This is a genomic window from Sphaerisporangium siamense, from assembly GCF_014205275.1.
Classification (GTDB): domain Bacteria; phylum Actinomycetota; class Actinomycetes; order Streptosporangiales; family Streptosporangiaceae; genus Sphaerisporangium; species Sphaerisporangium siamense.
This window is the reverse complement of sequence record NZ_JACHND010000001.1, coordinates 1,594,881-1,619,008: the sequence shown is the minus strand read 5'-3', so window position 1 is coordinate 1,619,008 and position 24,128 is coordinate 1,594,881. Positions and strand designations below refer to the sequence as shown.

Genomic DNA, 24,128 nt, shown 5'->3' with positions numbered 1-24,128 from the left:
CGCGGCGATCCAGGTGCCGCCGCGAGATATTCGGATGCCGGCGGTCGTACGGCGTTGCTACCGTCGGCATCCCGCGTGAACCGATCCGCGGGCGGCGGCCCCCACCTGCCTGACGCCACCTCGCACCCGGAGGCCCAGATGATCACATGGCGCCGTCTGACCGAGCAGGACTTCCCGCTGCTGCGCGAGTGGCTGGAGCAGCCGCACGTGGCCCGGTGGTGGAACCACGACACCTCCCCCGAGGGGGTGGCACGCGACTTCGGCCCCGCCACCCGCGGCGAAGATCCCTCCGAGGACCTGCTCGTCTTCCACGACGGCCGGCCGCTCGGGCTGGTCCAGCGCTCGAAGTACGCCGACGTCCCCGAATACGTCGCCGAGCTGGCGCCCGTCGTCAAGGTCCCGGAGGGCGCGGTGGGCATCGACTACCTCATCGGCGACCCCGCGCGGGTCGGCGTCGGCCTCGGCACCGAGATGATCCGCACGGTCGTCGAAAGGACGTGGACGGACATCCCGGCGGCGACCTGCGTGCTCGTCCCGGTGTCCGCGGCCAACCGCAGGTCGTGGCGGGCGCTGGAGAAGGCCGGGCTGCGCCGCGTCGCCGAGGGCGACCTGGAGCCGGATAACCCCATCGACGACTGGGCCCATTACGTCTACCGCATCGACCGGCATCCAGGGGCCGGGGCGTAGGCCCGTCCGCCTCAGAACAGGGTCAGGGGCTCGGCCGGCATGGGCTCGGGCAAGGGCTCGACCTCGGGCACCAGCGCCCGCACGTCGTCGTGGAAGCGCCGGGCGAGCGTGAGGGCCTCGGTGTTGTCGGGGGTGTGGATGAACACGGTCGGCGAACGGCCCTCGCGCAGCCACCCCGCCACCGTCTCGGCCCAGTGCCGCCGCCCCTCGACCGTGAGCGCCGCGTCGTCCCTGCCGATGTAGCGCACGATCGGACGAGCCGTGAGGGCCTTCGACCGGCGCGGCATGCGCGGCTTCCTCGACCACGCCTCCCGCTCGGCGTCCGTGGCGGGCGGGCGCTGGAACAGATCGACGGTGTCGAAGGGGATCCACTCCGCGCCGAACTCGGCGAGCGCGCCTTCGAGGAGCCGTTCCGCTCGCCCGTCCTGGAAGAAGGCGCGGTGACGCACCTCGACGGCGTACCTGTAGGTATCGGGCAGCCCGCGCAGGAAACCCGCGAGAGTCTCGACGTCGGACGGCCCGAACGTCCCCGGAAGCTGCACCCAGAGGGCCTGGACGCGCGGCCCGAGCGGCTCGATCGCGTGCAGGAACGGCCGGAGCTGCTCACCGGCGTCGGTGAGGCGGCGCTCGTGCGTCACCGTCTTGGGCAGCTTGACCAGGAAGCGGAAGTCGGGGGCGATCTGCCGCGCCCACGACTCGACCGTGCTCCGCGACGGCGTCGCGTAGAACGTCGTGTTGCCCTCGACGGCGTTGCACCAGGTCGCGTAGGCCCGCAGCCGCTCCCCGGGCGGAAGCGGATGCGGCAGGAGCCTCCCCTGCCATGACGTATGCGTCCACATCGCGCATCCCACATGAAGCCGCATGCACCCGACGGTATCCAAGCCGCGGCGCACCGGACGCACCCGTTCCGCCTCTTCCCGCCTCGCGGTCCACGGAAAATGTCGGTGGCCGGTGCGAGACTCGGGCCTCATGAGCGACGAAGAGCTGCGGCTGCGCGACGTCGAACCACCCGACCTCGAAGTGTTCCTGCGGCACGAACACGATCCCGAGGCGGTGCGGCGGTCCAGGTTCACGCCCCGCGAGCGGGACGTCTTCATGACGCACTGGACCACGAGGGTGCTCGGCGATCCCACCGCCCTGGTGCAGACCGTCACCGTGGACGGCGAGGTCGCGGGCAACATCGTGTCCTGGTGGGAGAAGGACGAACGTTACATCGGCTACGTGTTCGGCCGTCCGTTCTGGGGCCGGGGCGTCGCCACCCGGGCGCTCGCCCTCTTCCTGAGCCGTGAGAAGACCCGGCCTCTGTACGCCGACCCGTTCGCGGGAAACACCGCGTCCGTGCGCCTGCTGGAGAAGAGCGGCTTCCGCCGCGCGGGCACCGCCCGGGACGGCGACGACGAGCACATCCTCCTGGTCCTGGAGGCCGCTGAGGCGTAATGGCGGGCGAGCCGGGCGCGCGGCGCCCGGTGGTAGCATGCGATGCGAACCCCGTTCGGGGACATCGCCGAGGCACGGAGGCCCCAGCATGCTGGTCAGCGAGGACGACACCTCCGAGTGATACCCCGCCGCCCGTCACCACCGCGCGACGCGAGGTGACGCGCCGGTCCGGTTCGCGCGTGGAGCGCGCCCGGGCCCGCGGTATCCGTCCACCATCATGCCCATGCGCCGGCCTGGCGCGCGTCCGACCATGCCGGGGCCCGTACGGCCCCCTCGTCGTGGCACGCGCTCCCCCAGGCCGGGCTTCACGTCCTCGGGAAACGCTGATGTCCGACGCCACCATCGTCTGCACCGACCTGTCGTTCGCCTGGCCGGACGACACCCCCGTCTTCGACGGCCTGTCCTTCGCCCTCGGCAGCGGCCGCACCGGCCTCGTCGGCCCCAACGGATCGGGCAAGAGCACGCTGCTGCGGCTCATCGCCGGAGACCTGCGGCCCACGGCCGGCTCGGTCTCCGTGCGGGGCGAGCTCGGCTACCTGCCGCAGGCCCTGCCGATGCTGGACGGCACCGTCGACCAGGCCCTCCAGATCGCCCCCGTCCGCGCCGCGCTGCACGCCATCGAGGCCGGCGACGTGCGCGAGGAACACTTCACCACCGTCGGCGACAACTGGGACATCGAGGAGCGCACCACCGTCGTCCTCGACCGGCTCGGCCTCGGCGACGTGACGCTGGACCGGCCGCTCAGCACGCTCAGCGGCGGCCAGGTGATATCCATCGGCCTCGCCGCCCAGGTACTGCGGCGACCGGACGTCCTGCTGCTCGACGAGCCGACCAACAACCTCGACCGGGCCGCGCGCGAGCGGCTCTACCAGGTCGTCGACGAGTGGAAGGGCTGCCTGCTGGTGGTCAGCCACGACCGCGCCCTGCTGGAACGCATGGAGGCCATCGCCGAGCTGCACCCCGCGGAGCTGCGCCTGTACGGCGGGAACTTCACCGCCTACACCGAGGCCGTGGACCGCGAGCAGGAGGCGGCGCAGCGCGCGGTGCGCGGCGCCGAGCAGGAACTGCGCCGCCAGAAGCGCGAGGCGCAGGAGGCCCGCGAACGCGCCCAGCGCAGGGCGAGCAACGCCAAGCGGAACAAGAGCTCCCTCGGCCTGGCCCGCATCCACGCGGGCACGCTGCAGCGCCAGGCCCAGGAGTCGGCGGCGCGGTCGGCCGACGTCCACCAGCAGCGCACCGCGGACGCCAAGGCCCGGCTGGAGGAGGCGAACCAGGCGCTCCGCGAGGAGGCGCGCATCGCCATCGCCCTGCCCGAGACCCGCGTCCCCGAGGGGCGCACGGTGCTCACCCTGGAGGACGTCAACGTCGGATACGGGGCGGGGGAGCCGGTGTTCGCGCCTCCGGGCGTGACGCTGAGCCTGCGCGGGCCCGAGCGGGTCGCGCTGCTGGGCGCGAACGGCTCGGGCAAGTCCACGCTGATGAAGCTCGTCGCCGGGCTGCTGGAGCCGTCCACCGGCGGGATCGACCGGGCGGCGGGCCGGGCGGCGTACCTGTCGCAGCGCCTCGACCTGCTCGACCTCGACCTCAGCGTCGTGGACAACCTGCGCCGCTTCGCGCCCCAGATGGGCGACAACGAGCGGCGCCACCGCCTGGCCCAGTTCCTCTTCCGCGGCGACCGCGTGCGCCTGCGCGCCGTGGACCTGTCCGGCGGCGAGCGCCTGCGCGCGACCCTGGCCTGCGTCCTGTCCACCGCGCCCGCGCCGCACCTGCTCCTGCTGGACGAGCCGACCAACAACCTGGACCTGGCCAGCGCGGGCCAGCTGGAGAACGCCCTGAACGCCTACGAGGGGGCGTTCGTGGTCGTCAGCCACGACCTGCCCTTCCTGCACGCCATCGGCGTCACCCGCTGGCTCCACCTGACCTCCGGCGCCCTCCACGAGACGTCGGCTCCCGACGAGCTCTGAGACACGCTCCGCGTCCGGCACGACATGGCCGTCCCACCCTGTGAGCCGTCCTGTGCCGCGCACCGACAACTGAGATTGTCTTGACAGTTTTGATTGTCGGGTGACATCGTGGAGACAGACAACCTGAGGCGGAGGAAACCAGACATGCGGAAGATCGTCGCGTCCTTCTTCATCTCGCTGGACGGCGTCGTCGAGGCGCCCGACCAGTGGCACTTCCCGTACTTCAACGACGAGATGGGGGCGACCATCGGCGCGCTGGCCGCCGACGCCGACGCGATGCTGATGGGGCGCGTCATGTACGAAGAGTGGGCGGAGTACTGGCCGAAGCAGTCCGCTGACGATGAGTTCGCCGGCTTCATCAACAACGTCCGCAAGTACGTCGTCTCGACGACGCTGGACACGGTGGACTGGAACAACTCCACTCTGGTCAAGGGTGACCTCGTCGAAGAGATCACCAAGATCAAGCAGGAGCCGGGCCTGAACATCAACATGAGCGGCAGCACGAACCTCGTCCGCTCCCTGCTGCGGCACGGTCTGATCGACGAGCTCCACCTGCTGGTGCACCCGATCGCGGTCGGCACCGGCCAGCGGCTGTTCGAGGACGGCGTCCAGATCCCCCTGAAGCTCATCTCCTCGACGACCTTCAAGACCGGCGTCCTCCACCTCGCCTACGAAGCCGTGGCGAAGTAGCCGACGACGACACCCCTCGACGGCGAGTGAACGACCACGGCCGTCGATGGCACGCCAAGCGCGAACGCCGCCTTCCCTCACGGGAGGCGGCGTTCCGGCTGTCGGATGAGCTCCCGGTCACCAGCGTTTTGTGAAGAATGTCGGTACCGTCATCCGCCGCGACCGCGCCGGCGAATCATGGGATGGACGGGCTGCCGCACCCCCATGACAGCGCGCCCCTCAGTCACGTCCTATCCCAGAAGGAGACAGACATGCGCAGGTCGCTCAAAATCGCGTTATCCGCCGTGGTGACGGCCGGTCTACTGGCGTTACCCGGCACGCTCGCCTCTTCAGCCTCGGCCGCGTCCACCACGTCCACCACGTCTGCCGCGTCGTCCAGGTCCGCCTCGACCGCCGCGACGGCCGCTTCTTCGGCGACCATGCTGGCTCTGATCCTGAACAGCGGCTACTGTGAGCCGCTCGCGCGGCGATTCCTCTGCGACGTGTCCTACAGCGGCGGGGTCGCGCCGATCGCCATCCGCTGGTACGTGAACGGCAACAACGTGCCGGCGTTCAACGACCGCGCCTACGTGTCGATCGGCTGCCAGCCCACCTTCGCGTACGACATCCGAGCGGTCGTGTCCGACGCCACCGGGGCGTCCGTCGAGTACCACACCTCCCCGATCTGCCGTTCCGGCAACCCCTGACCGTCCGGGATCGCCCATCGCCGGGCGGAACACGCTCCGCCCGGCGACCGACAGCGCCCCGATCCGAAGAGGGCGGCGGGTGCTGGGCCCGCGCCCTCGGTCCTCGGGGTGTCAGCCGGTGCCGCAGAGGGCGTGGTCGATGAGGTCGGGCTCGGTGTCCTGGTCCGGCACCGTGGTGCCCCCGGCCGGCACGGGAGTGCGGGTGTTCCTCGACACCACTACGCTCCGCTCGCCGTCGTCGGTCACGCCGTTGCCGGTGAGGAACCCATGGATGGTGCCGCCGTGCGACCACGATCCGCCGCACGAGTTGGGAGTCCATATGAGGCCCAGCCCGTACCTGGTGCCGGGCACCCCCGACCACTCCGGCGGGGTGGGGACGGTCCGCTTCATCTCCGCGAGCTGCGCGGGCCGTAGCACCTTCCCGCCCAGCAGGGCCCGCAGGAACTTGTTGCCGTCCTCGGTGGTGCTGATCATCGCACCCGCCGAGCCGCCCCAGGACGGGTTCATCAGCGTCACGTCCACCGGCGGCCCGAGCGGGTCGTCGGGGCCGGCCTCCATGCCCTTCTCCGCGAACCGGTCGTAGCCCTTGGCGTGCGGGCCGGGGATGGCGGGCGACGTGCCCGGCGCGAAGGTGTGGCGCAGGCCGAGCGGGCGGATGACGCGCGCGGTCACCTCCTGCTGCCACGTCCGTCCGGTCACGCGCTCGATCAGCATCCCGGCGAGCATGTAGTTGGTGTTGGAGTACGCCCAGCTCGTGCCCGGCGCGAAGTCCGGCGCCTTGGACGTCGCCAGCCGCACGGCCTCGGCGGCGGTGACCGTGTCGAACCGGGTGCGCAGGAAGTCCTTCTCCTTGAACAGGCTCGGCATCTCCCGCGCGTACTCACGCAGTCCGCTGGTGTGCTGCAACAGCTGCCGGACGGTGATCAGGCGTCCGTCGTTGCCGTTGCCCGCGACCGTTCCCGGCAGCCACCGGTCCACGGTGTCCTCAAGGGACAGCCGCCCCTCGCCCACGAGTCGCAGCACCGTCGTGGCCACGTACATCTTGGTGAAGCTGCCGATCCGGAACCGCGCGTCCCACGGCACGGGCGTCCTGGCCTTCACGTCGCCGTACCCGCTGCGCACCTTCACGCGGCCTCGCGGCGTGACCAGTTCCACCAGCGCACCCGGTGAACCGCCCGCGACCAGAAGGTCGGCGTCGCGCTGTAATGTTCGGGACGGCGAGGATGCCGGCGCCGCCGAGGCGACCGCCGTGCCGGCCGAAAGTCCCACGGCCAGGCAGAGGGCCGTCGCGAATGTGAATGTTCGTCTCATGCCGAGAAAACTAGAAATCGGCGAGCGGTTTATCGTCACCCTGCGACGGCATTTCCGGGTACCCCCACAGGGGTAGCGGAAAATGCCCCCACAGGCTGGTGACCGCGTATCCGCGTCGCGGCTACCGTGGGCCGGTGCGATTCCAGCCGATCTTGGTGGACGTGTTGCTCGCCGTCGTGCTCACCGGGCTCATGGTGGCCACCGTCGTGGCGTACGGCGGGGCGGATCCGTTCGCCTTCGCCCTCATCCTGCTCATGATCGCGCCCATCGCGGTACGGCAACGGGCGCCCGTGATCATGATGTGCCTCATGCTCGGCGCGCTGGCCGTGTACGCGACGCTCAACGACGACATGTTCATCAACACGGGGGTGGGCATCCTGGTGGCGATGTTCACCGTGGCGACGCTGCGGCCCCGGTGGGTGGCGGCGCTGATGTTCACGGCGACGACCTCCGTGATGATCTTGATCTACCTGAGGCTGTCGCCGGCCATGACCTGGCCGGAGCTGGTGCAGGCCGTGGTGATCGTGCTCGTCGCCTGGGGCCTCGGGGAGGGCACGCGGCGCTGGGGTGAACAGGTGGAGCGCCTCGCCGAACGCGCCACGCAGGCCGCCGCCGACGAGCGCATCCGCATCGCCCGCGAGCTGCACGACGTGGTGGCCCACCATATGTCCGTGGTGTCCTTACAGGCGGGCGTGGCGCAGTACGTCCTCGACAGCGACCTGGCCACCGCGCGGCGAGCGATCGCGACCGTCGGCGACACCAGCCGCGAGGCGCTGACGGAGATGCGGCGGCTGCTCGACGTGCTGCGCATCGACGGCCACGGCGAGCTCGGCCCCCAACCCGGGCTGGCCGACCTGGACGGCCTGGTCGCGCGCATGAGGCGGGCGGGCGTGCCCGTGGACGTCGAGGTGCGCGGCAAGCAGCGGCCCCTGGCGCCGGGGCCCGACCTGTGCGCGTACCGCGTCGCCCAGGAGTCGCTGACCAACATCCTCAAGCACGCCGGGCCGGCCACGGCGCGCGTGACGCTCGACTACACCGTCCACCACCTGCTGACGCTGGAGATCGTCAACACCGGCGACCCGCCACCGCCACCCGTCCCCGGCCACACTCCCCGCGGCATCCACAACATGCGGGAACGGGCTGAGCTGTACGGCGGCACCGTGACCGCCGGGCCCGTGGACGGCGGGTTCGGCGTCGTGCTGCGACTCCCCACGGGACGTGACCGATGACCACACGCGTGCTGATCGCCGACGACCAGCCGCTGATCCGCGCCGGCCTCGTCGCCCTGTTCACCGCCGCGCCCGGCTTCACCGTCGTCGGGGAGGCGGCCGACGGCGAGCAGGCCGTGGCGCTGTCCGCCGAGACCCGGCCCGACGTGATCCTCATGGACATCCGGATGCCCGTCCGCGACGGCATCGCCGCCACCCGCGACATCCTGACCGGCGACGCGGACCCGATGCCGCGCGTGATCGTGCTGACCACGTTCGACCTGCCGGAGTACATCTACACCGCGCTCAGCGAAGGCGCCTCCGGGTTCCTGCTCAAGGACACCCCGCCCGACCGGATCATCTCCGCGGTGCGCGCCATCGCCGCCGGCGACATCCTGCTCGCGCCCGCCATCACCCATCGCCTGATCGAGACGTACGCCGACCAGCACCGCGCGACCTCCCTCACCCGTTCACGGCTGTCCGAGCTCACCGCGCGGGAGACGGAGATCCTCCGTTTCGTCGCCTACGGCCTGACCAATCGGGAGATCGCGGGACGGCTGGTGCTCAGCGAGGCAACGGTCAAAACGCACGTCAAGCACCTGATGTCGAAGCTCGATCTCAACAGCCGCGCCCAGGCCGTCGTTGTGGCGTACGAATCCGGACTCGTCACACCACGCGGCGATCGAGACCTCTGAGGGGCACAGCGGGCTAGATCCCCGATCTGACGTCCGACATCGTTCGCGCGACCTCGGTCTTCGCCCATCGGTCGTGCAGTGTCCTGGCGCCGGGGTCGAAGAGCGTCCACAGCCCGGTCACCACCAGAACGAGTGGCCCGACCACCGGCACGAACAGCGACATCGGGAAGATCAGCGTGCGCAGGGCCGTCCAGCCCGCCGGAGGCAGGCCCCCTGACCGCGCGGCGACCAGGTGGATACGCGACAGCCGCTTTCCCGGAGTCTGACCCCACCGGCTGTGCTGTCCCCAGAAGTACAGGAAGACGACGGGCAGGACGATCACCCGGTCGGCGGCGACCCGGAACGGCGAGAGGGTGAACCCCTGCAGCAGTCCGAAGTCCAGACTTATGGAGGAGGAGAAGGAGCTGTCCAGGCCGACCAGGAACAGCACGAGTGGCAGGCCGTAGAGAAGGATCACGGCGATGAACGCGTAGTCCACGAGGAGCGCGATCGGCCGGCGCCAGGTCACACCGGTCGACGAAGCCACCACCGGGTGTTCCGAGGCGGCAGGGCCCATCATCCGGGAGGCGACCAGCACGAGGACGGCCGCGCCCAGGAGGCAGACCTGTGTGGTTCCCCAGGCGTTCACCACGGCGGCGAACCACTACGCGCCGAGGATGGGCAGGCCGCCGCCACAGGTGCCGTCCTGCGCGGCGTAGACCGGAGTGAGCGGCCCGGCGACCGCGATGAGCACGAGAGCCCCTGCCGTCCGCCACCCGGCCTCCGCGGGCCCCTGCGTCCGAGGCAGGCGAGAAATCCCGTCACGACCAGCAGCGCGGGAACTGCCCACGCCACCACGTTCTCCATGAGGGTTTCCCTTCAAGGCCATCCGAAATGCCGCCCAATGCCTGGACGCCCACCGTCCGCACCTCCGCCTCCAATAAGGAACCGCCTGGCGACAAAGCCCACCAGAAGCCGCCACACGAATATGTCACCGTATCGCTATGTACACAGCAAATTCACCGCCATATACGTTGATCACGGAACACAGGATCACAAAAGGGAGGGCCATTGAAACTTCGGCAAAAATTACTGACCGGCACCATCTTGCTCGCCTTGAGCGCTCTCGCCCCGACCAATTCAGCGAACGCGAGCTCGGTCGCCGGCTGCTCCTCGATAACACCGCAGTGGATGAGCTTCGAGGACAACACACCCGTGCATTCCTCATACAGCGGCTCCAGCAGCGTGATCGCCTATATCTCCACCCCCCAGATCATCATAGCCTCCTGCATCAGCAGCGCCGGAAACCAGTGGTGGAAGTTCCAAGTGGACAGCAGATACGGATACGTTTACGACGGATACCGAACCTCCTTGTAACGAGTTCGCGTTCAAGCAGGGACGTTTTCCAACGCGATAGCACCCACTCCTCAGAAAACTCATGACCAGACACCCGACTGTGGTCGCCCCTCTCGGGCGGCCACAGTCGGCCTGCGTTACACCTCCAGGGATTCGAGGCCGGCCACAACCGTGTTCTGCGCCGGCATCTGGACGAGACCAACGGCGCAGATCATGGACCTGGGCCTGGTCCTGGTCGGCCGTAATCGTGATGGAAACCTCCATCACTCTCGACGCGTCGACACCAGACCGACCACACAGTTGGCCGCCTCTGTGCGGGACAACGCGTTCTGGCTGGTGAGGCATAGGGAAGCCCAACCCCGGCTTCCTACTTCCAAACGGAATCCGGTAAGTCGCCTCTGCCGAGTGGACCGTGCCATTACGATCTTCCCCACACATCGCATGGGGTCTGTACGGGGGATGGAATCGCACTGCGGTGACACGATCACTTGCCTTACGGAGGGATTCCAGATGTCCAACCCGTACGAGCAGCAGCAGCCTGCGCCGAACATGGGGTACCAACAGGCGTACGCACCGCCGCCTCCCGACTACGGGATGATGCCGCCGGGCCACGGGCATCACCACCAGCCAATGCGTAACGGGCTAGGGATCGCCGCGCTCGTCCTCGGAATCATCGGGACGCTGACGGGGCTGATCCCGCTGTTATTCTTCATCGCCGGCACGCTCGGCTTATTAGCCGTGATCTTCGGTTTCGTGGGCCGCGGCCGTGCCGGCAAAGGCATCGCCTCCAACGGCGGGGTCGCGCTCTCGGGCGCCATCCTCGGCCTCATCTCGATGGGTCTGGCCACATGGGGGCTGGTCGTCACGGTCAACGTCGTGAGCGACACGGCCACGCAGCTCAACGAGACACTGTCCTCTCCCGGGGCGATGCCGAAGGCGACGAAGAGCCAGGCGCCGAAGCCGCTCGCGCTGGGTGCGATCGCGAATGAGCCCCCTTTCCGGTTGAGAGTCATGTCGGTGAGCCGGGAGCAGACCGTCAGCAGCTCGATCGACAGCCACCGGGCCCAGGGCTCCTACGTGGTCGTGCGGATCCTGGTGAAGAACTCCGGCAATAGCCCGGCCACGTTCGACGGCACCGACTCCGGGCTCCTGGACGCGAAGGCCAAGCAATACGCGGTGGACACCGAAGCCACGATCAGCCAGAACCTGGAAACCGGCAAAGGCCTGTACGACACCGTCAACCCAGGTCAGAAGATCACCAGGGTGCTGGTGTTCGATATCCCGAAGACGGCGACACCCGTCGTGATCTCCATGTTCGGCGCCGAGAACTCCGCCGGATCCTTCATGTACCTCGTCAAAGACAGTGAGTTGATGAACTCGGAGTCGTAAGAGCTCGAACACCGAAAGCCCGGGGACGCGTTCGGCCCGCCAAGCCAGTCGAACACGGCACACGTCGGCATAGCCGGGCACAAGGCCACCTCTCCATCACAGAGAGAGGTGGCCTTTGAGCTGGAGTGGAGCCCGGGGGAGTCGAGCCCTGACTTTCTGGCACCGACCAGCGGAATCCTCCCCGTCCTCCTCGTCCTCCCCGTTGCCGCCGTCAAGTCGGTGACTTCATCGATCACCCACGAGATCCTTGCGGAAGAGATCGACTAGGAGACGAGCCTTGGAGAGGGAACTCAGTGAACTCTGATAGTGCGCGAACCGGCTTAGGTAAGGCGACCAGCGCCGCGCTTCGGCGCTCCATCGGGACACGGCCCCGACAGTGGTTGCTAGCGATCACCCTGCTGGCGGGGCTGTTGACGGCCGTCGGGTTACGCATGACGGCCGCTCCCACGGAGCATGCGTTCGCCACACTCACAGAGGCAGTGCAGAGTGTGATGTCGATCACGGTGCCGTTCCTCGGTGTCCTGTTGGCCGGCGACCTGCGAAAGAGACCTCCTACCACCCGGCTCATCCCGGACTTGCTGGCGGCGACGCTGCTGGCTGCCGCTGTCGGTATATATGGAATCTTGGTCTGTGCCGTGACGCTCGCAGTCGCTCCATCAGGCACAGCCCCGTGGCTCAACGCCGGGACCGTCGCCGTAGGCAGCGTGCTGGTGCAGATCGTCGCCCAGCTCACCGGCACCGGCCTGGGTATGCTGCTGCGCCGGCCCGTGGTCGCGTGTCTCGGCACCATCGTGTTCCCGATGGGCCTGTGGCTGCTGTTGAGCAGCGTCGAGGCCCTCCACCCCGCCCAAGCTTGGCTGACCCCATACGCCACCGTTCGAAACCTCCTCTCCGGCCAGATGACCCTGCTGACGTGGACGCAATGGATCGTCGTCCTACTGATCTGGGGCGTGACGCTGAACGCCGCCGCCGCGACCTGGCTGAGACGAATCCGCTGACGCGTACCGCCGGAGAGCGAACCGCGCACCCTCAGTCCGCGTGCCCGCCCGGCTCGGGATGAAGCGGATGAAGGAAATGTGCCCGCCCACTTCGCGGTAGTTTTCCTGCTGCCATCGAAGGCGAAGCCCAGGATCTTGCAGAGCCGACGGGCAGCGGCGGGCTCTTTCCGGCCACTGTCGCGCTGATCTGATGCCAGTACGACGCTGACCTGGGCATTTGACCTCAACTTCGGTTGAGCTGATGGGCTGTTGGTCGTCAGCCTCGGGACCAGAGAAGGCGAACCGCATGGACAGCACGACCACACACCCCTCCCCACACCCGGCCGCGGTGGAGCGGCCCTCACCGTTGACGCTTCCGGTGGTCCTGGGCGGAGTCGTGCTGGCGGCGATGTCCATCTCGGGGACCGCGGTCGCGCTGCCGAGCATGGGGCGTGATCTGGACCCCTCCGGGTCGGCGTTGAACTGGGTGGTCGCCGGGTACAACCTGGCCTTCGCTGCCATGACCCTGGTCGCCGGCTCGGCCGCCGACCGGGTCGGCCGACGGCGGGTGTTCATCCTCGCGGCGCTGGTCTTCGCGGCCGGGTTTCTCGCCACGGCACTGAGCCCGGCCGTCCTCCTCACCGACGTCGCCCGCATCGTCTCCGGCGCCGGATGTGCCGGGATCATGGCGGCCGGCGGCGGCATCCTGGCCTCCAGCTACCACGGCGCGGCCCGTAACCGCGCCTTCGCCCTGATGGGGACCATGGCGGGAATCGGCATCGCCGTCGGCCCCACCTTGTCCGGCGTGCTGATCACGGCCACCGGGTGGCGGGGAAGCTTCGCGATCTTCACCGTCATCGGCCTGCTGGTCGCCCTGGGCGCGACCCGTGCCCGCGAATCCCGCGCGAGCGGCGCCGGCCCGATCGACTGGGCGGGCAGCGTCCTGTTCATCACCGCGCTGACACTGCTCATGTTCACGCTCCTGGAAGCGCCCGCGCTCGGCTGGACCCACCCCGTCATCCTGGTCACCGGGCTCGCCGGCCTGATCACCTTGATGAGCTTCGGCGTCGTCCAACGGCGCGGCGCCGCTCCCGTGCTGGCGCCTTCCCTGGTCGCCAACCGCGGCTTCCTGGGCTGGAGCCTGGCGACCCTGACCACCTCGATCGGGTTCCTCGGCGTCCTGGTCTTCCTGCCCACCTACCTGCAGGCGGCCGGGCTCTCCCCGGCCGCCGCAGGGGCGGCCATGCTGCTGCTGACCGCTCCTGTCCTGGTCATGCCCCTGGTCGCGGTGACCCTGGTGAACAAGGGCATTTCGGCCCGCCTCCTGATCATGGTCGCTCTGGCGCTGGTCGTGGCCGGCAACCTGTGGCTGACCGCGCTCAACGCCGACCATGCGATCTCGGCCGTCGCGGCGCCGCTGGTGATGATCGGCGTCGGCATGGGAGCGTCCTTCGGCATCACCGACGGCCAGGCCATGGCTCTGGTCCCGGCGGACGCCGTCGGCATGGCAGCCGGATTCCTCAACACCCTGCGCGGCGCGGCCGAGGCCCTGGTGATCGCCGCGTTCAGCGCCTCCCTCATCGGCCTGCTGGCGGCCAGGCTCGGCGACCCGGACCGCGCCGCCGCGGTCAGTGCCGGCCGTCTCACCCCCGGAGCCCAGGCCACCGCCGACCTGGACGCCTTCACCTGGTCCTGGCATCTCACCCAGCTCGGCGTCGCACTCCTCTGCCTGATGCTGTCGATCGCCGTGGCGGCCCTGATTCACCGCGGCGCCGCAAGCTCCCGCCACCCCGCCTGATCACACCTGCCCCCCTCCCCGCAGCAAGGAGACATGCCGTGCGCGCCAGTCCGGACGATCGTCTCTCGATCGGTGAGATCATCCGCCGGACCGGCGTGTCCGCCTCCGCCCTGCACTTCTACGAACGCAAGGGCCTGATCTTCAGCGAACGCGGCAGCGGCAACCAGCGCATCTACTCCCGGCACATGCTGCGCCGCATATCCCTGCTCATCGTGGCCAAGCGCCTGCACATCCCACTGACCGACGTCGCCGCCCTCTTCGCCACCCTCCCCCGCGACCACGCCCCCACCCACCAGGACTGGCAACGACTCTCCCGCGCCTGGAAGAAACGGTTGGAAGAACGCCGACGCGCCATCGAAACCCTCGAGCAAGAACTCACCGGCTGCATCGGCTGCGGCTGCCTCTCCATGAAAGCCTGCCTCCTCCTGAACCCCGACGACGCCCTACGCGACCACGGTCCCGGCCCGGTCCGACTCCAAAAGCCCAGCGCCTCTCCTTCTCAACGCCCCACGGCACATCCACGCGATGAGTCCAGCTCCTGACACACGGGCAGGACGAGCACGGCCGCCTGAACAGCCACGGCACGCTAATGGAGTATCGGGTGGTGGTGAGCGCGAATGTCGGTGGTGATCGTTACCTTGGCGACGTACTGAAGGAAGGCGGATGGGAAGTGGCGCGGCGTGGGGATATTCAGATCACGGATGCCGATGTCGCCTGGCTGGCCGGGGGCTACGAGCTGGGTGATGTGTGGTGCCTGACCTTCGTGTGGGGGCTCGATGAGACTTCGGCGCTTCGGCGCATCGGTGCCACCGAAGAGAGCATCCGCCCGCTCACGTACCGAGAGTTGATGGACGAGGGGCTGTTCCCCGACACGGTTCTGGCCGGGCGGTTAGGCGGCTGGACCGTGCTCATCGAGCGGAATGGTTGTCGAACGGCAGAGCTTGACGCCTTGCTGGCTTTGTCTACCGCGACGGAAGCCGTGTCAGTCCTACGCAATGATTACGCGGCCGACGCCTTCACGTACGCCCGTGACGGGAAGGTAGTGACCACCTTCGACCCTCGGATCCCCGCATGGCGCTACGGGAGTGATCCGGATCGTCTTGTAGACGCTATGAGGGCCGTAGGCTTCGATCCCGAATACCCTCGGGCAGACCAGGATGACGATGGGAACGTCGATCGTCTGACCCTGGACGGAGCTCTCCTTCTCGCGGTGCGGTTGACTCGCGTCGTCCTGACCCAAGAGGTGTTGAACGGGCCGCTGTTGGGCGGTTTCGCTCGTCGATCGACATAGAACGACTGGGGCGGTGTGCCGGGTGGCCGGCGCGTTGATCGGCGCGGAGGACATGCGGTGCGGCTACCGTTCTGGGTGGTGGAGCCTAGGGGAGTCGAACCCCTGACTTCCTGCTTGCAAATGGGAGCCAGTCACACCGTACAGAGCTACTTGTCCTGCTCCGGTGTGTGACAGCGCATGTCGCCGATCTCTACCCCGGCCGTCCCGACTGAAGGGGAGCCCGTCGTCGGTCAGTCTTGGGTGAGTCCGCGGGGGGTGGTGCTTGCGCCTCGTCCCGTGGTCTGGCTGCGTTGTCAAGGGTGCCGGCCGGGCTGCCGGCGTCAGGGTCGGGCAAACCGTGGCCGGCCTGCTCCAGATGACGTCAAGCCGAACCTAGCTTCACCGGAGCCGGAAATTTGTAGTACGCGAAGTAGACTTCTGTGCCCCATGAGGGTAGAGTTCCTGCATCGCAAGGAACGGATCCACGAGGGCAGAGCAGGACCCAGGCATCATGAGGAAATGCCCGGACGAGCGTGGATAGCGAAGAGGACGCAGAAAGACGGCAGAAGGTCGGATGTGCCAGGGCCGGTGTAGGTGAAGGGTCCCGGCCGTGGACACGCTGCCGCAGCAGTATGAGGTCGAAGAAACAGAGATAGCGAAAGGAGTGTTGAACGCCATCAGGATCGCCCGTTGCCGGTTGATGTTCGCCGCACGGGTACCGCGGCTCCACGGATTGGACGGTGGTCTACGGTCACGCATACGCGATCCCCGCGTCCCCGCCCCCATCAGGCGGCCAACGCGGAAGAAGAGATCGGCTCTAGAGCCGATAGATGGTGTTGAACCTCGCGGGCCCCGGCGCATCATGGCGCCGGGGCCCTGTTCGGCGTACGGGAAGGTTATATGGATCAAGCACCGATGGCGTCGGCCGTCCCCTCAGAGCTCAGGCTCCGAGACACCGCCGACAAGGCTGAACCGGCCGACAAGACCGACACTGCGGGAAGGACTGACGGACGCCCGGCCACGGCGAGCGACATCTCCGATCACCGGTTCGACGATGAGGACTACCCCGCCTACAGCATGGGCCGGGCCGCCGAGATCCTCGGCGTCACCCCGGCGTTCCTGCGCAGCCTGGGCGCCGCCAGACTGATCGAGCCGCAGCGCTCGCAGGGTGGCCACCGCCGCTACTCGCGCTACCAACTGCGCCTGGCCGCCCGCGCCCGGGAACTGGTCGACCAGGGCACCGCCCTGGAGGCCGCCTGCCGCATCATCATCCTGGAAGACCAGCTCGCCGAAGCCCTGCGCATCAACGCCGAACTCCAGCAGGACCGCGACCGACGATCCGGCAACGCGGGCAGCCGCTCGTCTTAGGGCCGGTGCGGCGCGTCTCACCTGGCGATCGACGTCTTCGACGTCCTGGTCCGCCGACGGTCACCACTGCTACCAGGATCGTCGGCCGCTCCGCCCCGCCCGACGCTTCACAACCGGTGCGGTGATGGTCACGGGGATCCCGGAGGGAGCCTGGGCGCCCGTGATACGTCGCAGTTCGGCCTCGCCGGAGCGGACTTGGCTGGTCTGCGGGACGATATCGGCGTCGGCCATCAGCCGGCTCACGTCACGACGCTGGTTCGGCAGGACGAGGGTGACGACGCTGCCGGACTCACCGGCGCGGCCGCCGCGACTCGGCACGCTGTCCGGAGATGCGGACGAGCAGGGCCAGGCCGAAGGCGAGAGTCTTGCCTGATCCCGTTCGCCCACGCCCCAGGATGTCCCGGCCGGCCAGGGAGTTCGGCAGCCTCCCCATGAAGCGCGGCGGGACGCCGCCCGTGGCCACCGGAACGGCTGGGGGCGCCCGAACGGCGCGGAGCCGGCGAGCCAGATCGGCCACCCCTGCCGAGATCGGCAGAGCCGCCCGTACGGGCGGGGGGGTAGCGGTCGTGCGTACGAGTTGCACGGTTCATACAGAACCGTCCTCGATGCGGCACGTATCAAGTGATTCTCGGCGCGATGAGCGGCACGAAGAATAGCGAGCACGAGCCGAAGAAAAGACGAATCGAGCCGGGCGGAACACGCCCTGGCCCAGCGCGTCGGAATGGTAGGCATTTCACCGAGAAGAACGGCGGCTGAGATACCGGGTCAGAAGGGCTGGAGCGGACTCGTGTCCGGACCGAGCCATCGGTCGTCCGTCCGCTGCGCGGTGGAAGAACAGGCATGCCGCGCTCGCCGTTCGCGGACGGCACGGCACATCGGACACCATGGAAGCAACGCGATGGGGCCCGCACCCTAAGGCGCGGGCCCCATCTGCGTAGTGCTCAGTGTCAGGCGGGAACGATGTTCTCCGCCTGCGGCCCCTTCTGGCCCTGGGTGACGTCGAAGCTCACCTTCTGGCCTTCCTGGAGCTCGCGGTAACCCTGGGCGGCGATGTTCGAGTAGTGGGCGAAGACGTCGGCGCCACCACCGTCCTGCTCGATGAAGCCGAAGCCCTTTTCCGCGTTGAACCACTTCACTGTGCCAGTAGCCATTTTGCATCTCCTTCGGGGCAGTGCCCGGAAAGCTCGCACCGTGCGAGCCTCGCGTCGCCGCGATGATTACCCCGTCCGGAAAGCACCGGCAATACAAAAGTGCCATCACCGGCAGAGGACGCCGATGAGGGCACTTGAAGTCTTTGGGAACCACAACTGCAACTGAATCGACAGTACCACGAAGCGCACAGCAGAGAAAGCGAGGGTTCGGGTTTCGTCGGACACACCATGAAACCTGACCGCGCATCGCACCTATTTCTGCATCCGCGGCAGCAAATATTCTGCGAAATGAGCGACAGTTCGTACTGTGTGAAAGCGAGGAGGCGCCCTACCGCGCGGGCGAGCGGCAGCTGACGGGGAGCGCCACCGTACGACGACGTCGGCCCCTCGCCCTCCCGCTCCGCGAACACGGGCGACGCCTGGACAGGCCGTTGACCGGACAGCGGTTCGTGGTGCTCTGGCGTCCGAAATCGGGCGTGGCACGAAACACACCGGCCCCCTGAGCCGTGACCCTCACACATCAGGAGAACACCCACCATGAGCAAGACCTCCCACGGCCGGCACGGCTTCGGCAAGATCTGGTCCGGCTACAGCCACGGCGAGGACCGCCACGACGACTTCGCATGCGCGTCGGCGAGGGCTACCGCGGCCACTACGACTGGGGCCAGTACCGCTACTTCTTCTAAACGATCCGACACCCCCGCCTGCCAGGAACCGGCAGACTCAGAGCGGACAACGTCCGCCGTCCAACGCCGGCACGGACATCGCAACATATAGTCGCCGCCTGGACCGACAGTGAAGCTGGTGCCCTCGCGTCGAGAACGCGCTTCGCTTCTCGCCTACGCCTACGCCTACGCCTACGCCTACGCCGGCGCCTTGGCGGCCGAGCCCTCCGCGACGCGCTCCCGCGTGACGCGGCGGCGCCGGGTCGGCAGCCCGAGTGTCGGGTTACCGACGCTCCACGCGGCGCCCTTGCAGATCAGCTCCTTGTAGACGGCGGCGAGCCGTCCGGTCAGGACCGGCCGCACGGCGCGGTCGTCGGCGGTGACGTACTGGATCAGGCCTTCCTTGCGGCCCAGTGAGATGCACTGGTTGAAGTAGCGGATCGGCGCGTCCCGGAGCTTCCCGCCGGTCAGGCGCGCCGCGATCGCGTCGGCGGCCCGCCACGCGGTCGGAGTTCCCGAGGCGCACGACATCCGCAGCGGCTTGTCCCCGGGGCCCATCACCATGGCCGCGTCCCCGATGGCGTACACGTCCGGGTGCGAGACCGAGCGCATGGTCTCGTCGACCACGATCTGGCCGGTGCCGGTGACCTCCAGGGTGGTCGCCTTCGCGATCGGGTGGACCGCGAAGCCGGTGGTCCACACGGTGACCGCGGCCGGGATGGCCTTGCCATCGGCGGTGACGACGTGGTCGGCTTCGACACTGGTGACAGCGGCGTGCTCGTGCACGGTGATCCCGAGCTTGCCGAAGACCTTGCCCAGGTGCTCACGGCCCTTGGGTGAGAGCCAGTCGCCGAGGCCACCGCGGGCGGCGAGGGCGACGTCGAGGTCCGGGCGGGTCTCGGCGATCTCGGTGGCGGCCTCCAGGCCGGTGAGGCCGCCGCCTACGACGACCACGGTCTGCCCGGCGTCGAGGCGGGCCAGGCGCTCGCGCAGCCGGAGGGCTCCGGGGCGGCCGGCGATCTCATAGGCGTGCTCGGCGGTCCCGGGGACGCCTTGGGGGTTCCAGCCGCTGCCGAGGGCGTAGACGAGGGTGTCATAGGCGAGTTCTTCGGTGCCGTTCGCGTCGGCGACCGCCACGGTCTTGCGGTCGACGTCGACGCCGCTGACCTTCGCGAGCCTGATGTCGACGCCGGTGCCCGCGAACATCTCTTCGAACGGCCGGGACTTGAGGTCCTGGCCGACCGCGAGCTGGTGGTTGCGGACGCGTTCGACGAAGTCGGGCTCGTCGTTGACGAGGATGACGGCGACGTCCTCGCGGCGGAGCCGCTTGGCGAGGCGACCGGCGGCGATGGCTCCGGCGTATCCGGCTCCGAGGACGATGATGCGGTGCTGCATCTCCTTGCTCCTTCCTGGGCGGGTTCGCCACTTGAACCGAGCGGCCCGCCGTTTCCTGACAGGAACGCGATGTGAAGCACCTCACATAGCGCTCAGAAGGCGTTGAACAGGGGCTGCCCGTGGTCGGCGGCCGCCCACTGCGCGGTCGCGCGTTCGAGCTTGTCGGGGTTGACCTGGTTGCGGACCGCGGCGATGCCCTCGGTGGTGACCTCCAGACACATGACGCCGACGACCCGGCCGTCCATGGCGACCACGACGGCCGGCTCGCCGTTGGCGGTCCAGGCGTAGACCTCGGGCGAGCCGCCGACCAAGGCGCGCTTGGCCTCTCCGGGTTTGAACAGGCCCCACAGGAACTTCGCGACCGCGATGGCGCCCTCGAACGCCTTGGCGCGGGCCGGGACCTTCCCACCGCCGTCGCCGATCGAGATGGCGTCCTCGGTGAGCAGGCGCACGAGCGGCTCGGTCCGGCCGGTGGTGGCGGCCGCCAGGAACTCCTCGACGATCCGCCGGGCGGCGGCATCGTCGACTTCGCTGCGGACCTTGCCGTCCGCGATGTGCTTCTTGGCCCGGTGGAAGAGCTGCTGGCTGGCGGCCTCGGTGGTGTCGAGGATGTCGGCGATCTCCCGGTGCGGGTAGTCGAATGCCTCCCGCAGCATGTACACCGCCCGCTCGTTCGGCGAAAGGCGCTCCATGAGGGTGAGGACCGCGTACGAGACCGATTCGCGCTGCTCGACGGTGTCGGCCGGGCCGAGCATCGGGTCCCCGGCGAGCAGCGGCTCGGGAAGCCATTGGCCCACATAGGTCTCGCGGCGCGCTCGCGCGGAGGCGAGCTGGTTGAGGCACAGGTTGGTGAGAACCTTCGTCAACCATGCCTCGGGGACCTCGATGCGGTCGACATCGGCGGCCTGCCAGCGCAGGAACGTCTCCTGCACGGCGTCCTCGGCCTCCGCGGCGGAGCCGAGGAGACGGTATGCAATGGCCTCCAGTCGCGCCCTGGAGGCCTCGAACCGCTCGACGTCGTTCACGGTCGATGGCATGGCCCGAGCCTAGCCCGCGCGGCGCGAATCAGCCGCCGCGATGGGGCGGCCGCCGTTCACCCGGGCAGGGACTTCGCGCGGGACGCGACAGGCTGCATTGAGCAACGCCATCCGAGAGGAGACGCTGCCCCGTACCTACCAACATCCTCATTTTGCGTGCCGGAATCGACCCCGCCGAGCTACCGGACGAGATGATGATCAGCGCCATCACCACCGCAGAACTGTCGGTCGGCGTGCTGGTGGCCACCGGGGGGTAGGAACTCGCCCAGCGGATGAAGATCCTGCAGACGGCCGAAGCCGAGTTCGACCCCCTGCCCTTCGACGACACCGCCGCCCGTGAGTACGGCCAACTGTGGACCGCCGTCATCGCCTCCGGCCGCAAACCCCGCCCCCGAACAGCGGACCTGATGATCGCCTGCGTGTCGATCACGAACCGGCTCCCCCTGTACACCTGCAACGCGAAGGATTTCAAAGGCCTGGACCACCTGCTCACCGTGGTCCCGGTCACACGGCCACGCTGAGCACGTATGAACGCATGAAGGACGCCCAGCGGCGAATTACAGCCGACCTTTTCGGTCGGCCTCTGACAAGGGAAACACGGCGTAGCACGCCGGAGCCCCAGGCGAGAGGCAACCTCTCGACCAGCCAATGGCTGTCGACAAGCTCAGACAGGTGAATGTCTGGGTCCCCGCAGTCCTGTGCGAGCAAGGGCCTCAAATGATCGTGCTCAACTCAACCTGGCAGCGTGTCGCCTTGTGCGGCCTCCTGCGCCTCCCTGGCGATGCCGATCCGGTTTGGCCAACTGACCGCCACTATCTCCAGGCAAGCAGGTGACCTACCCACCCAATAGAACGGACATCACGATGCTCGACTCCGAGGCGGCCGCCGACTGCGAGTTTTACGTCACACCGACCTCGGCGCTGGACACGGCATTGGGCACTCAGGCGCGGGTGTCGCTGGCGCGACCGCGGACCATCATTCCCACCCCCGTGGCGTTCCACGAGCTCGCTGCCCGCGTCGCCGAGTGCGCCACGTCTCCCATCTGACCATGGTCATACCCGTACGGGTGTCACTAAGCGCCCATTCTCCAGCCTGGAGCCCGTCCGTAGTGACCGTAGCGGCTCCTTCGATCAAAGATCGAATCTCCACCACCTAGGTGTACACCGGCTGGTGGTAACTCAGCACAGGCTCGTTCGGCGTCGCAAGCCTTTGACACGATTCAAGATCGTAATGGCCACTTCCCGATCATGGAAGTGGCCATTACCTGGGGTGGAGCCTAGGAGATTCGAACTCCTGACATCCTGCTTGCAAAGCAGGCGCTCTGCCAGCTGAGCTAAGGCCCCTTGTACTTGGGACAGCCTACCGGGCGGAGGTGGCTACTGGTGCGGGGGTTTGGTGGCTGTTGAGGATCAAGGTGGGGAAGTCGGCGATGGAGTCGATGATGGTGGTGGCGCCGCCGTGGAGGAGGCGTTCGCGGCTGTGGACGCCGGTGAGGACGCCGGCGACGATGGAGGCGCCCGCGCGGCTGCCGCTGAGCATGTCGCTCTCGGAGTCGCCGGCGACGGCGACCTGGCGGACGTCGTCGATGCGGAGGCGGAGCATGGCGGTGAGCACCATGTCGGGCCAGGGGCGGCCGCGGCCGGCGTCCTGGGGGCACAGGGCGAGGTCGACCTTGTCCATCCAGCCGATGGCGTTGAGCACGCGGCCGAGGGTGCCCCGGCTGAAGCCGGTGATGAGGCAGATCTTGACGTCGGCGGCGCGGAGCTTCTCCAGGGCCTCGACGGTGCCGGGGACGGGGTAGAGCCCCGCGCGCTCGATGGCGTCCTCGTAGGAACGTTCGAACGTCAGGTTGGCCGCCTGCGCCTGGGCCTCGTTGCCGGGGAAGATGCCGCGGAAGACCTCTATCTTGGGGCAGCCCCGGGACCGGTGCACGTGCACCATGGCACGCGCGTACGCCCCGGTCCCGGGGACTATGCCCTGAGTGGCGATCGCCTCGGCGAACGCCCGCTCCACCATGGCGACGTCACCGATGGTGGTGCCGGCCAGATCGAGGCAGGCCAGTTTGATGGGTGAGGCGCTCGTCATGCCGTCACCTCCGACGTGACCTAGAACCATCAACGCACCCGCACGGGCGACCAGGAATGATCAGTTCTCGCTGCCGGTGGCCTCGGTCCACAGGTCCAGCTCGGCGCGGTCGGCCTGAACCTTGCGCCAGACGAGCAGCCCCCCGAGGGCAACGAGCGCGAGAACGAGCAGCTTCTTCACGGTGTGACCCCACTTCTCAACGGTCCCATCAGCAGGGGATGAGACGACGCCGGGTTCCTAATAGATGCTTGCAGCCTAGCAAGGGATCGGCTCCCTCCCCGGACCGCCCGGAAAGCGGTTATCCACAATCTTGCGATACGGCCCGGGCTTCCCGACATCCGTAAGGAGGTCAGGGCCTTGAGGTAAGTGTCCGTCAAGCCGCTGATCAGGCACTACAGCCACGAACTACCGTGTCGAGATATCTCACGCCGCAAGTTTCGTCTGATAGCGGACAATCAGCCGTCTGCACATATCTCAGCCGCCGCCGACCCGGCCCTCCGGGAGCGTGTCGGCCAGGTAGGCGGGGAGGAGGGGCGCGTCCGGGGCGAGCATGTGCCGTACCCAGGCGGCCCGCTCGTGTTCCAGGGGCGGCAGCTCCCACACGCAGCCGATCCACGGCCTGGCGAGCTCCTTGAAGTGGGTGGGGTCGGTGTCGTCGCAGCCGAGGAAGGGCACTCCGGCGGCGGCCGTGTGGCATTCGAGCACGTTGTCCCAGACCCAGGTGTAGGCGTTGAGGTAGCAGGCCGTGCCGCTCCCCCGGTGCAGGACGGCGAAGGCGGCGGGCGGCGTGTCGTCGGGGCCGGGCAGCAGGCGGGGCAGGAAGGCGTACGCCGCCCGCTGGACCTCCGGCTCTATCTCGGTGTCGAGGGTGCTGACGTGGTAACGCTTGACGTGGCGTCCGTCGACGCCGATCGTCCCCGGGACACGAAGGAACTTCTCGGTGAAAGGCACGATTGGACGGTACGAGCGGCACACTGACA

At 68.4% G+C, this 24,128-nt stretch carries 25 protein-coding genes, 1 tRNA gene and 1 pseudogene; 15 read left to right on the top strand and 12 right to left on the bottom strand.

The features are described from left to right. Positions 1–75: 75 nt before the first annotated feature. A complete protein-coding gene (locus BJ982_RS07545; RefSeq protein ID WP_203959050.1) occupies positions 76–687 on the top strand; it encodes a GNAT family N-acetyltransferase in 612 nt (203 codons plus the stop codon). Positions 688–698: 11 nt separating this feature from the next. On the opposite strand, the gene BJ982_RS07540 is transcribed toward BJ982_RS07545, so the two are convergent. Next, positions 699–1,550, bottom strand: coding sequence for a DUF72 domain-containing protein (locus BJ982_RS07540; RefSeq protein WP_184877810.1), 852 nt, complete (start codon positions 1,548–1,550; stop codon positions 699–701). A gap of 106 nt (positions 1,551–1,656) precedes the next feature. On the opposite strand from BJ982_RS07540, the gene BJ982_RS07535 reads away from it, so the two are divergent. The 3 genes from BJ982_RS07535 to BJ982_RS07525 all read left to right on the top strand — a co-directional run bounded on the left by BJ982_RS07535 (position 1,657) and on the right by BJ982_RS07525 (position 4,778). Next, positions 1,657–2,124, top strand: a complete 468-nt coding sequence (locus BJ982_RS07535) for a GNAT family N-acetyltransferase (protein WP_184877808.1) — start codon at positions 1,657–1,659, stop codon at positions 2,122–2,124. Between the two features lie 326 nt (positions 2,125–2,450). Continuing rightward, positions 2,451–4,088 carry a ribosomal protection-like ABC-F family protein gene (abc-f, locus tag BJ982_RS07530; protein ID WP_184877806.1) on the top strand — a complete coding sequence of 546 codons (1,638 nt, stop codon included), beginning with the start codon at positions 2,451–2,453 and terminating at the stop codon, positions 4,086–4,088. A gap of 144 nt (positions 4,089–4,232) precedes the next feature. After that, positions 4,233–4,778, top strand: a complete 546-nt coding sequence (locus BJ982_RS07525; protein ID WP_184877804.1) for a dihydrofolate reductase family protein — start codon at positions 4,233–4,235, stop codon at positions 4,776–4,778. Between the two features lie 223 nt (positions 4,779–5,001). On the opposite strand, the gene BJ982_RS07520 is transcribed toward BJ982_RS07525, so the two are convergent. Next, complete coding sequence (locus BJ982_RS07520) at positions 5,002–5,199, bottom strand: hypothetical protein (RefSeq protein ID WP_184877802.1); 198 nt, start codon at positions 5,197–5,199, stop codon at positions 5,002–5,004. Between BJ982_RS07520 and BJ982_RS07515 the strand changes: the two genes are divergently transcribed. Next, positions 5,198–5,464, top strand: coding sequence for a hypothetical protein (locus BJ982_RS07515; protein ID WP_184877800.1), 267 nt, complete (start codon positions 5,198–5,200; stop codon positions 5,462–5,464). The two genes, BJ982_RS07520 and BJ982_RS07515, sit on opposite strands and share 2 nt — an antisense overlap. Before the next feature lie 111 nt (positions 5,465–5,575). Here the strand turns inward: BJ982_RS07515 and BJ982_RS07510 are convergent, their stop codons facing one another. Beyond that, on the bottom strand, positions 5,576–6,775 hold the full coding sequence (locus tag BJ982_RS07510; RefSeq protein ID WP_184877798.1) for a serine hydrolase domain-containing protein: 1,200 nt from the start codon (positions 6,773–6,775) through the stop codon (positions 5,576–5,578). A 134-nt stretch (positions 6,776–6,909) separates the two neighbouring features. On the opposite strand from BJ982_RS07510, the gene BJ982_RS07505 reads away from it, so the two are divergent. Both BJ982_RS07505 and BJ982_RS07500 read left to right on the top strand, forming a co-directional pair. Further along, positions 6,910–8,004 carry a sensor histidine kinase gene (locus BJ982_RS07505; protein ID WP_203959051.1) on the top strand — a complete coding sequence of 365 codons (1,095 nt, stop codon included), beginning with the start codon at positions 6,910–6,912 and terminating at the stop codon, positions 8,002–8,004. After that, a complete protein-coding gene (locus BJ982_RS07500; protein ID WP_184877796.1) occupies positions 8,001–8,678 on the top strand; it encodes a response regulator in 678 nt (225 codons plus the stop codon). The genes BJ982_RS07505 and BJ982_RS07500 overlap by 4 nt, the downstream gene beginning before the upstream one ends. 13 nt (positions 8,679–8,691) lie before the next feature. Here the strand turns inward: BJ982_RS07500 and BJ982_RS07495 are convergent, their stop codons facing one another. Next, positions 8,692–9,306, bottom strand: coding sequence for an RDD family protein (locus BJ982_RS07495; protein WP_184877794.1), 615 nt, complete (start codon positions 9,304–9,306; stop codon positions 8,692–8,694). A gap of 1,217 nt (positions 9,307–10,523) precedes the next feature. On the opposite strand from BJ982_RS07495, the gene BJ982_RS07490 reads away from it, so the two are divergent. The 6 genes from BJ982_RS07490 (at position 10,524) to BJ982_RS39065 (ending at position 16,815) form a co-directional block, all read left to right on the top strand. Further along, entirely contained in the window at positions 10,524–11,402 is an 879-nt protein-coding gene (locus BJ982_RS07490; RefSeq protein ID WP_184877792.1) for a DUF4190 domain-containing protein, read from the top strand. A gap of 491 nt (positions 11,403–11,893) precedes the next feature. After that, on the top strand, positions 11,894–12,400 hold the full coding sequence (locus BJ982_RS07485; protein WP_184877790.1) for a hypothetical protein: 507 nt from the start codon (positions 11,894–11,896) through the stop codon (positions 12,398–12,400). A gap of 286 nt (positions 12,401–12,686) precedes the next feature. Next, on the top strand, positions 12,687–14,177 hold the full coding sequence (locus BJ982_RS07480; RefSeq protein WP_203959052.1) for an MFS transporter: 1,491 nt from the start codon (positions 12,687–12,689) through the stop codon (positions 14,175–14,177). A gap of 38 nt (positions 14,178–14,215) precedes the next feature. After that, entirely contained in the window at positions 14,216–14,719 is a 504-nt protein-coding gene (gene soxR, locus BJ982_RS07475) for a redox-sensitive transcriptional activator SoxR (protein WP_184877788.1), read from the top strand. Between the two features lie 59 nt (positions 14,720–14,778). Beyond that, on the top strand, positions 14,779–15,468 hold the full coding sequence (locus BJ982_RS07470) for a DUF6461 domain-containing protein (RefSeq protein WP_184877786.1): 690 nt from the start codon (positions 14,779–14,781) through the stop codon (positions 15,466–15,468). Between the two features lie 1,056 nt (positions 15,469–16,524). Beyond that, on the top strand, positions 16,525–16,815 hold the full coding sequence (locus BJ982_RS39065) for a MerR family transcriptional regulator (RefSeq protein WP_239122966.1): 291 nt from the start codon (positions 16,525–16,527) through the stop codon (positions 16,813–16,815). Positions 16,816–17,113: 298 nt separating this feature from the next. Here BJ982_RS39065 and BJ982_RS38455 read toward each other — a convergent pair. The 4 genes and pseudogenes from BJ982_RS38455 to BJ982_RS07445 form a co-directional block, all read right to left on the bottom strand. Next, a pseudogene (locus BJ982_RS38455) lies at positions 17,114–17,239 on the bottom strand (DEAD/DEAH box helicase); the annotation flags it as partial. Between the two features lie 523 nt (positions 17,240–17,762). Beyond that, entirely contained in the window at positions 17,763–17,966 is a 204-nt protein-coding gene (locus BJ982_RS07455) for a cold-shock protein (protein WP_049562746.1), read from the bottom strand. An 863-nt stretch (positions 17,967–18,829) separates the two neighbouring features. Further along, a complete protein-coding gene (locus BJ982_RS07450; RefSeq protein WP_184877784.1) occupies positions 18,830–20,026 on the bottom strand; it encodes an NAD(P)/FAD-dependent oxidoreductase in 1,197 nt (398 codons plus the stop codon). A 92-nt stretch (positions 20,027–20,118) separates the two neighbouring features. Next, the gene (locus BJ982_RS07445; protein WP_184877782.1) at positions 20,119–21,063 is read right to left on the bottom strand and encodes an RNA polymerase sigma-70 factor; all 945 of its coding nucleotides are present in this window, start codon (positions 21,061–21,063) and stop codon (positions 20,119–20,121) included. A gap of 272 nt (positions 21,064–21,335) precedes the next feature. Here BJ982_RS07445 and BJ982_RS07440 point away from each other — a divergent pair, with 272 nt between their 5' ends. Then, positions 21,336–21,584 carry a PIN domain-containing protein gene (locus tag BJ982_RS07440; protein ID WP_239122955.1) on the top strand — a complete coding sequence of 83 codons (249 nt, stop codon included), beginning with the start codon at positions 21,336–21,338 and terminating at the stop codon, positions 21,582–21,584. A gap of 342 nt (positions 21,585–21,926) precedes the next feature. Continuing rightward, entirely contained in the window at positions 21,927–22,109 is a 183-nt protein-coding gene (locus tag BJ982_RS07435; protein WP_184877781.1) for a hypothetical protein, read from the top strand. Between the two features lie 224 nt (positions 22,110–22,333). Here BJ982_RS07435 and BJ982_RS07430 read toward each other — a convergent pair. From BJ982_RS07430 to BJ982_RS07420, 4 genes are all read right to left on the bottom strand, one after another. After that, a tRNA-Ala gene (locus tag BJ982_RS07430) sits at positions 22,334–22,406 on the bottom strand. Positions 22,407–22,422: 16 nt separating this feature from the next. Beyond that, positions 22,423–23,148 carry an HAD family hydrolase gene (locus tag BJ982_RS07425; protein WP_184877780.1) on the bottom strand — a complete coding sequence of 242 codons (726 nt, stop codon included), beginning with the start codon at positions 23,146–23,148 and terminating at the stop codon, positions 22,423–22,425. 60 nt (positions 23,149–23,208) lie between these two features. After that, on the bottom strand, positions 23,209–23,328 hold the full coding sequence (locus BJ982_RS38450) for a DLW-39 family protein (RefSeq protein WP_211264163.1): 120 nt from the start codon (positions 23,326–23,328) through the stop codon (positions 23,209–23,211). Between the two features lie 294 nt (positions 23,329–23,622). Next, positions 23,623–24,099, bottom strand: a complete 477-nt coding sequence (locus tag BJ982_RS07420; protein WP_184877779.1) for a hypothetical protein — start codon at positions 24,097–24,099, stop codon at positions 23,623–23,625. Positions 24,100–24,128: the final 29 nt, after the last annotated feature.

Excerpts from the sequence above, each read along its gene's own strand:
- BJ982_RS07425 (WP_184877780.1), bottom strand. The coding sequence starts at position 23,148 with ATGACGAGCGCCTCACCCATCAAACTGGCCTGCCTCGATCTGGCCGGC.
- BJ982_RS07510 (WP_184877798.1), bottom strand. The coding sequence starts at position 6,775 with ATGAGACGAACATTCACATTCGCGACGGCCCTCTGCCTGGCCGTGGGA.
- BJ982_RS39065 (WP_239122966.1), top strand. The coding sequence starts at position 16,525 with ATGGGCCGGGCCGCCGAGATCCTCGGCGTCACCCCGGCGTTCCTGCGC.
- BJ982_RS07455 (WP_049562746.1), bottom strand. The coding sequence starts at position 17,966 with ATGGCTACTGGCACAGTGAAGTGGTTCAACGCGGAAAAGGGCTTCGGC.
- BJ982_RS07500 (WP_184877796.1), top strand. The coding sequence starts at position 8,001 with ATGACCACACGCGTGCTGATCGCCGACGACCAGCCGCTGATCCGCGCC.
- BJ982_RS07525 (WP_184877804.1), top strand. The coding sequence starts at position 4,233 with ATGCGGAAGATCGTCGCGTCCTTCTTCATCTCGCTGGACGGCGTCGTC.
- BJ982_RS07435 (WP_184877781.1), top strand. The coding sequence starts at position 21,927 with ATGCTCGACTCCGAGGCGGCCGCCGACTGCGAGTTTTACGTCACACCG.
- BJ982_RS07485 (WP_184877790.1), top strand. The coding sequence starts at position 11,894 with ATGTCGATCACGGTGCCGTTCCTCGGTGTCCTGTTGGCCGGCGACCTG.
- BJ982_RS07540 (WP_184877810.1), bottom strand. The coding sequence starts at position 1,550 with ATGCGGCTTCATGTGGGATGCGCGATGTGGACGCATACGTCATGGCAG.
- BJ982_RS07520 (WP_184877802.1), bottom strand. The coding sequence starts at position 5,199 with ATGGTCGCCGAAGAAGCGGCCGTCGCGGCGGTCGAGGCGGACCTGGAC.
- BJ982_RS07440 (WP_239122955.1), top strand. The coding sequence starts at position 21,336 with ATGAAGATCCTGCAGACGGCCGAAGCCGAGTTCGACCCCCTGCCCTTC.
- BJ982_RS07450 (WP_184877784.1), bottom strand. The coding sequence starts at position 20,026 with ATGCAGCACCGCATCATCGTCCTCGGAGCCGGATACGCCGGAGCCATC.
- abc-f (WP_184877806.1), top strand. The coding sequence starts at position 2,451 with ATGTCCGACGCCACCATCGTCTGCACCGACCTGTCGTTCGCCTGGCCG.
- BJ982_RS07490 (WP_184877792.1), top strand. The coding sequence starts at position 10,524 with ATGTCCAACCCGTACGAGCAGCAGCAGCCTGCGCCGAACATGGGGTAC.
- BJ982_RS07480 (WP_203959052.1), top strand. The coding sequence starts at position 12,687 with ATGGACAGCACGACCACACACCCCTCCCCACACCCGGCCGCGGTGGAG.
- BJ982_RS07515 (WP_184877800.1), top strand. The coding sequence starts at position 5,198 with ATGCTGGCTCTGATCCTGAACAGCGGCTACTGTGAGCCGCTCGCGCGG.
- BJ982_RS07445 (WP_184877782.1), bottom strand. The coding sequence starts at position 21,063 with ATGCCATCGACCGTGAACGACGTCGAGCGGTTCGAGGCCTCCAGGGCG.
- BJ982_RS07535 (WP_184877808.1), top strand. The coding sequence starts at position 1,657 with ATGAGCGACGAAGAGCTGCGGCTGCGCGACGTCGAACCACCCGACCTC.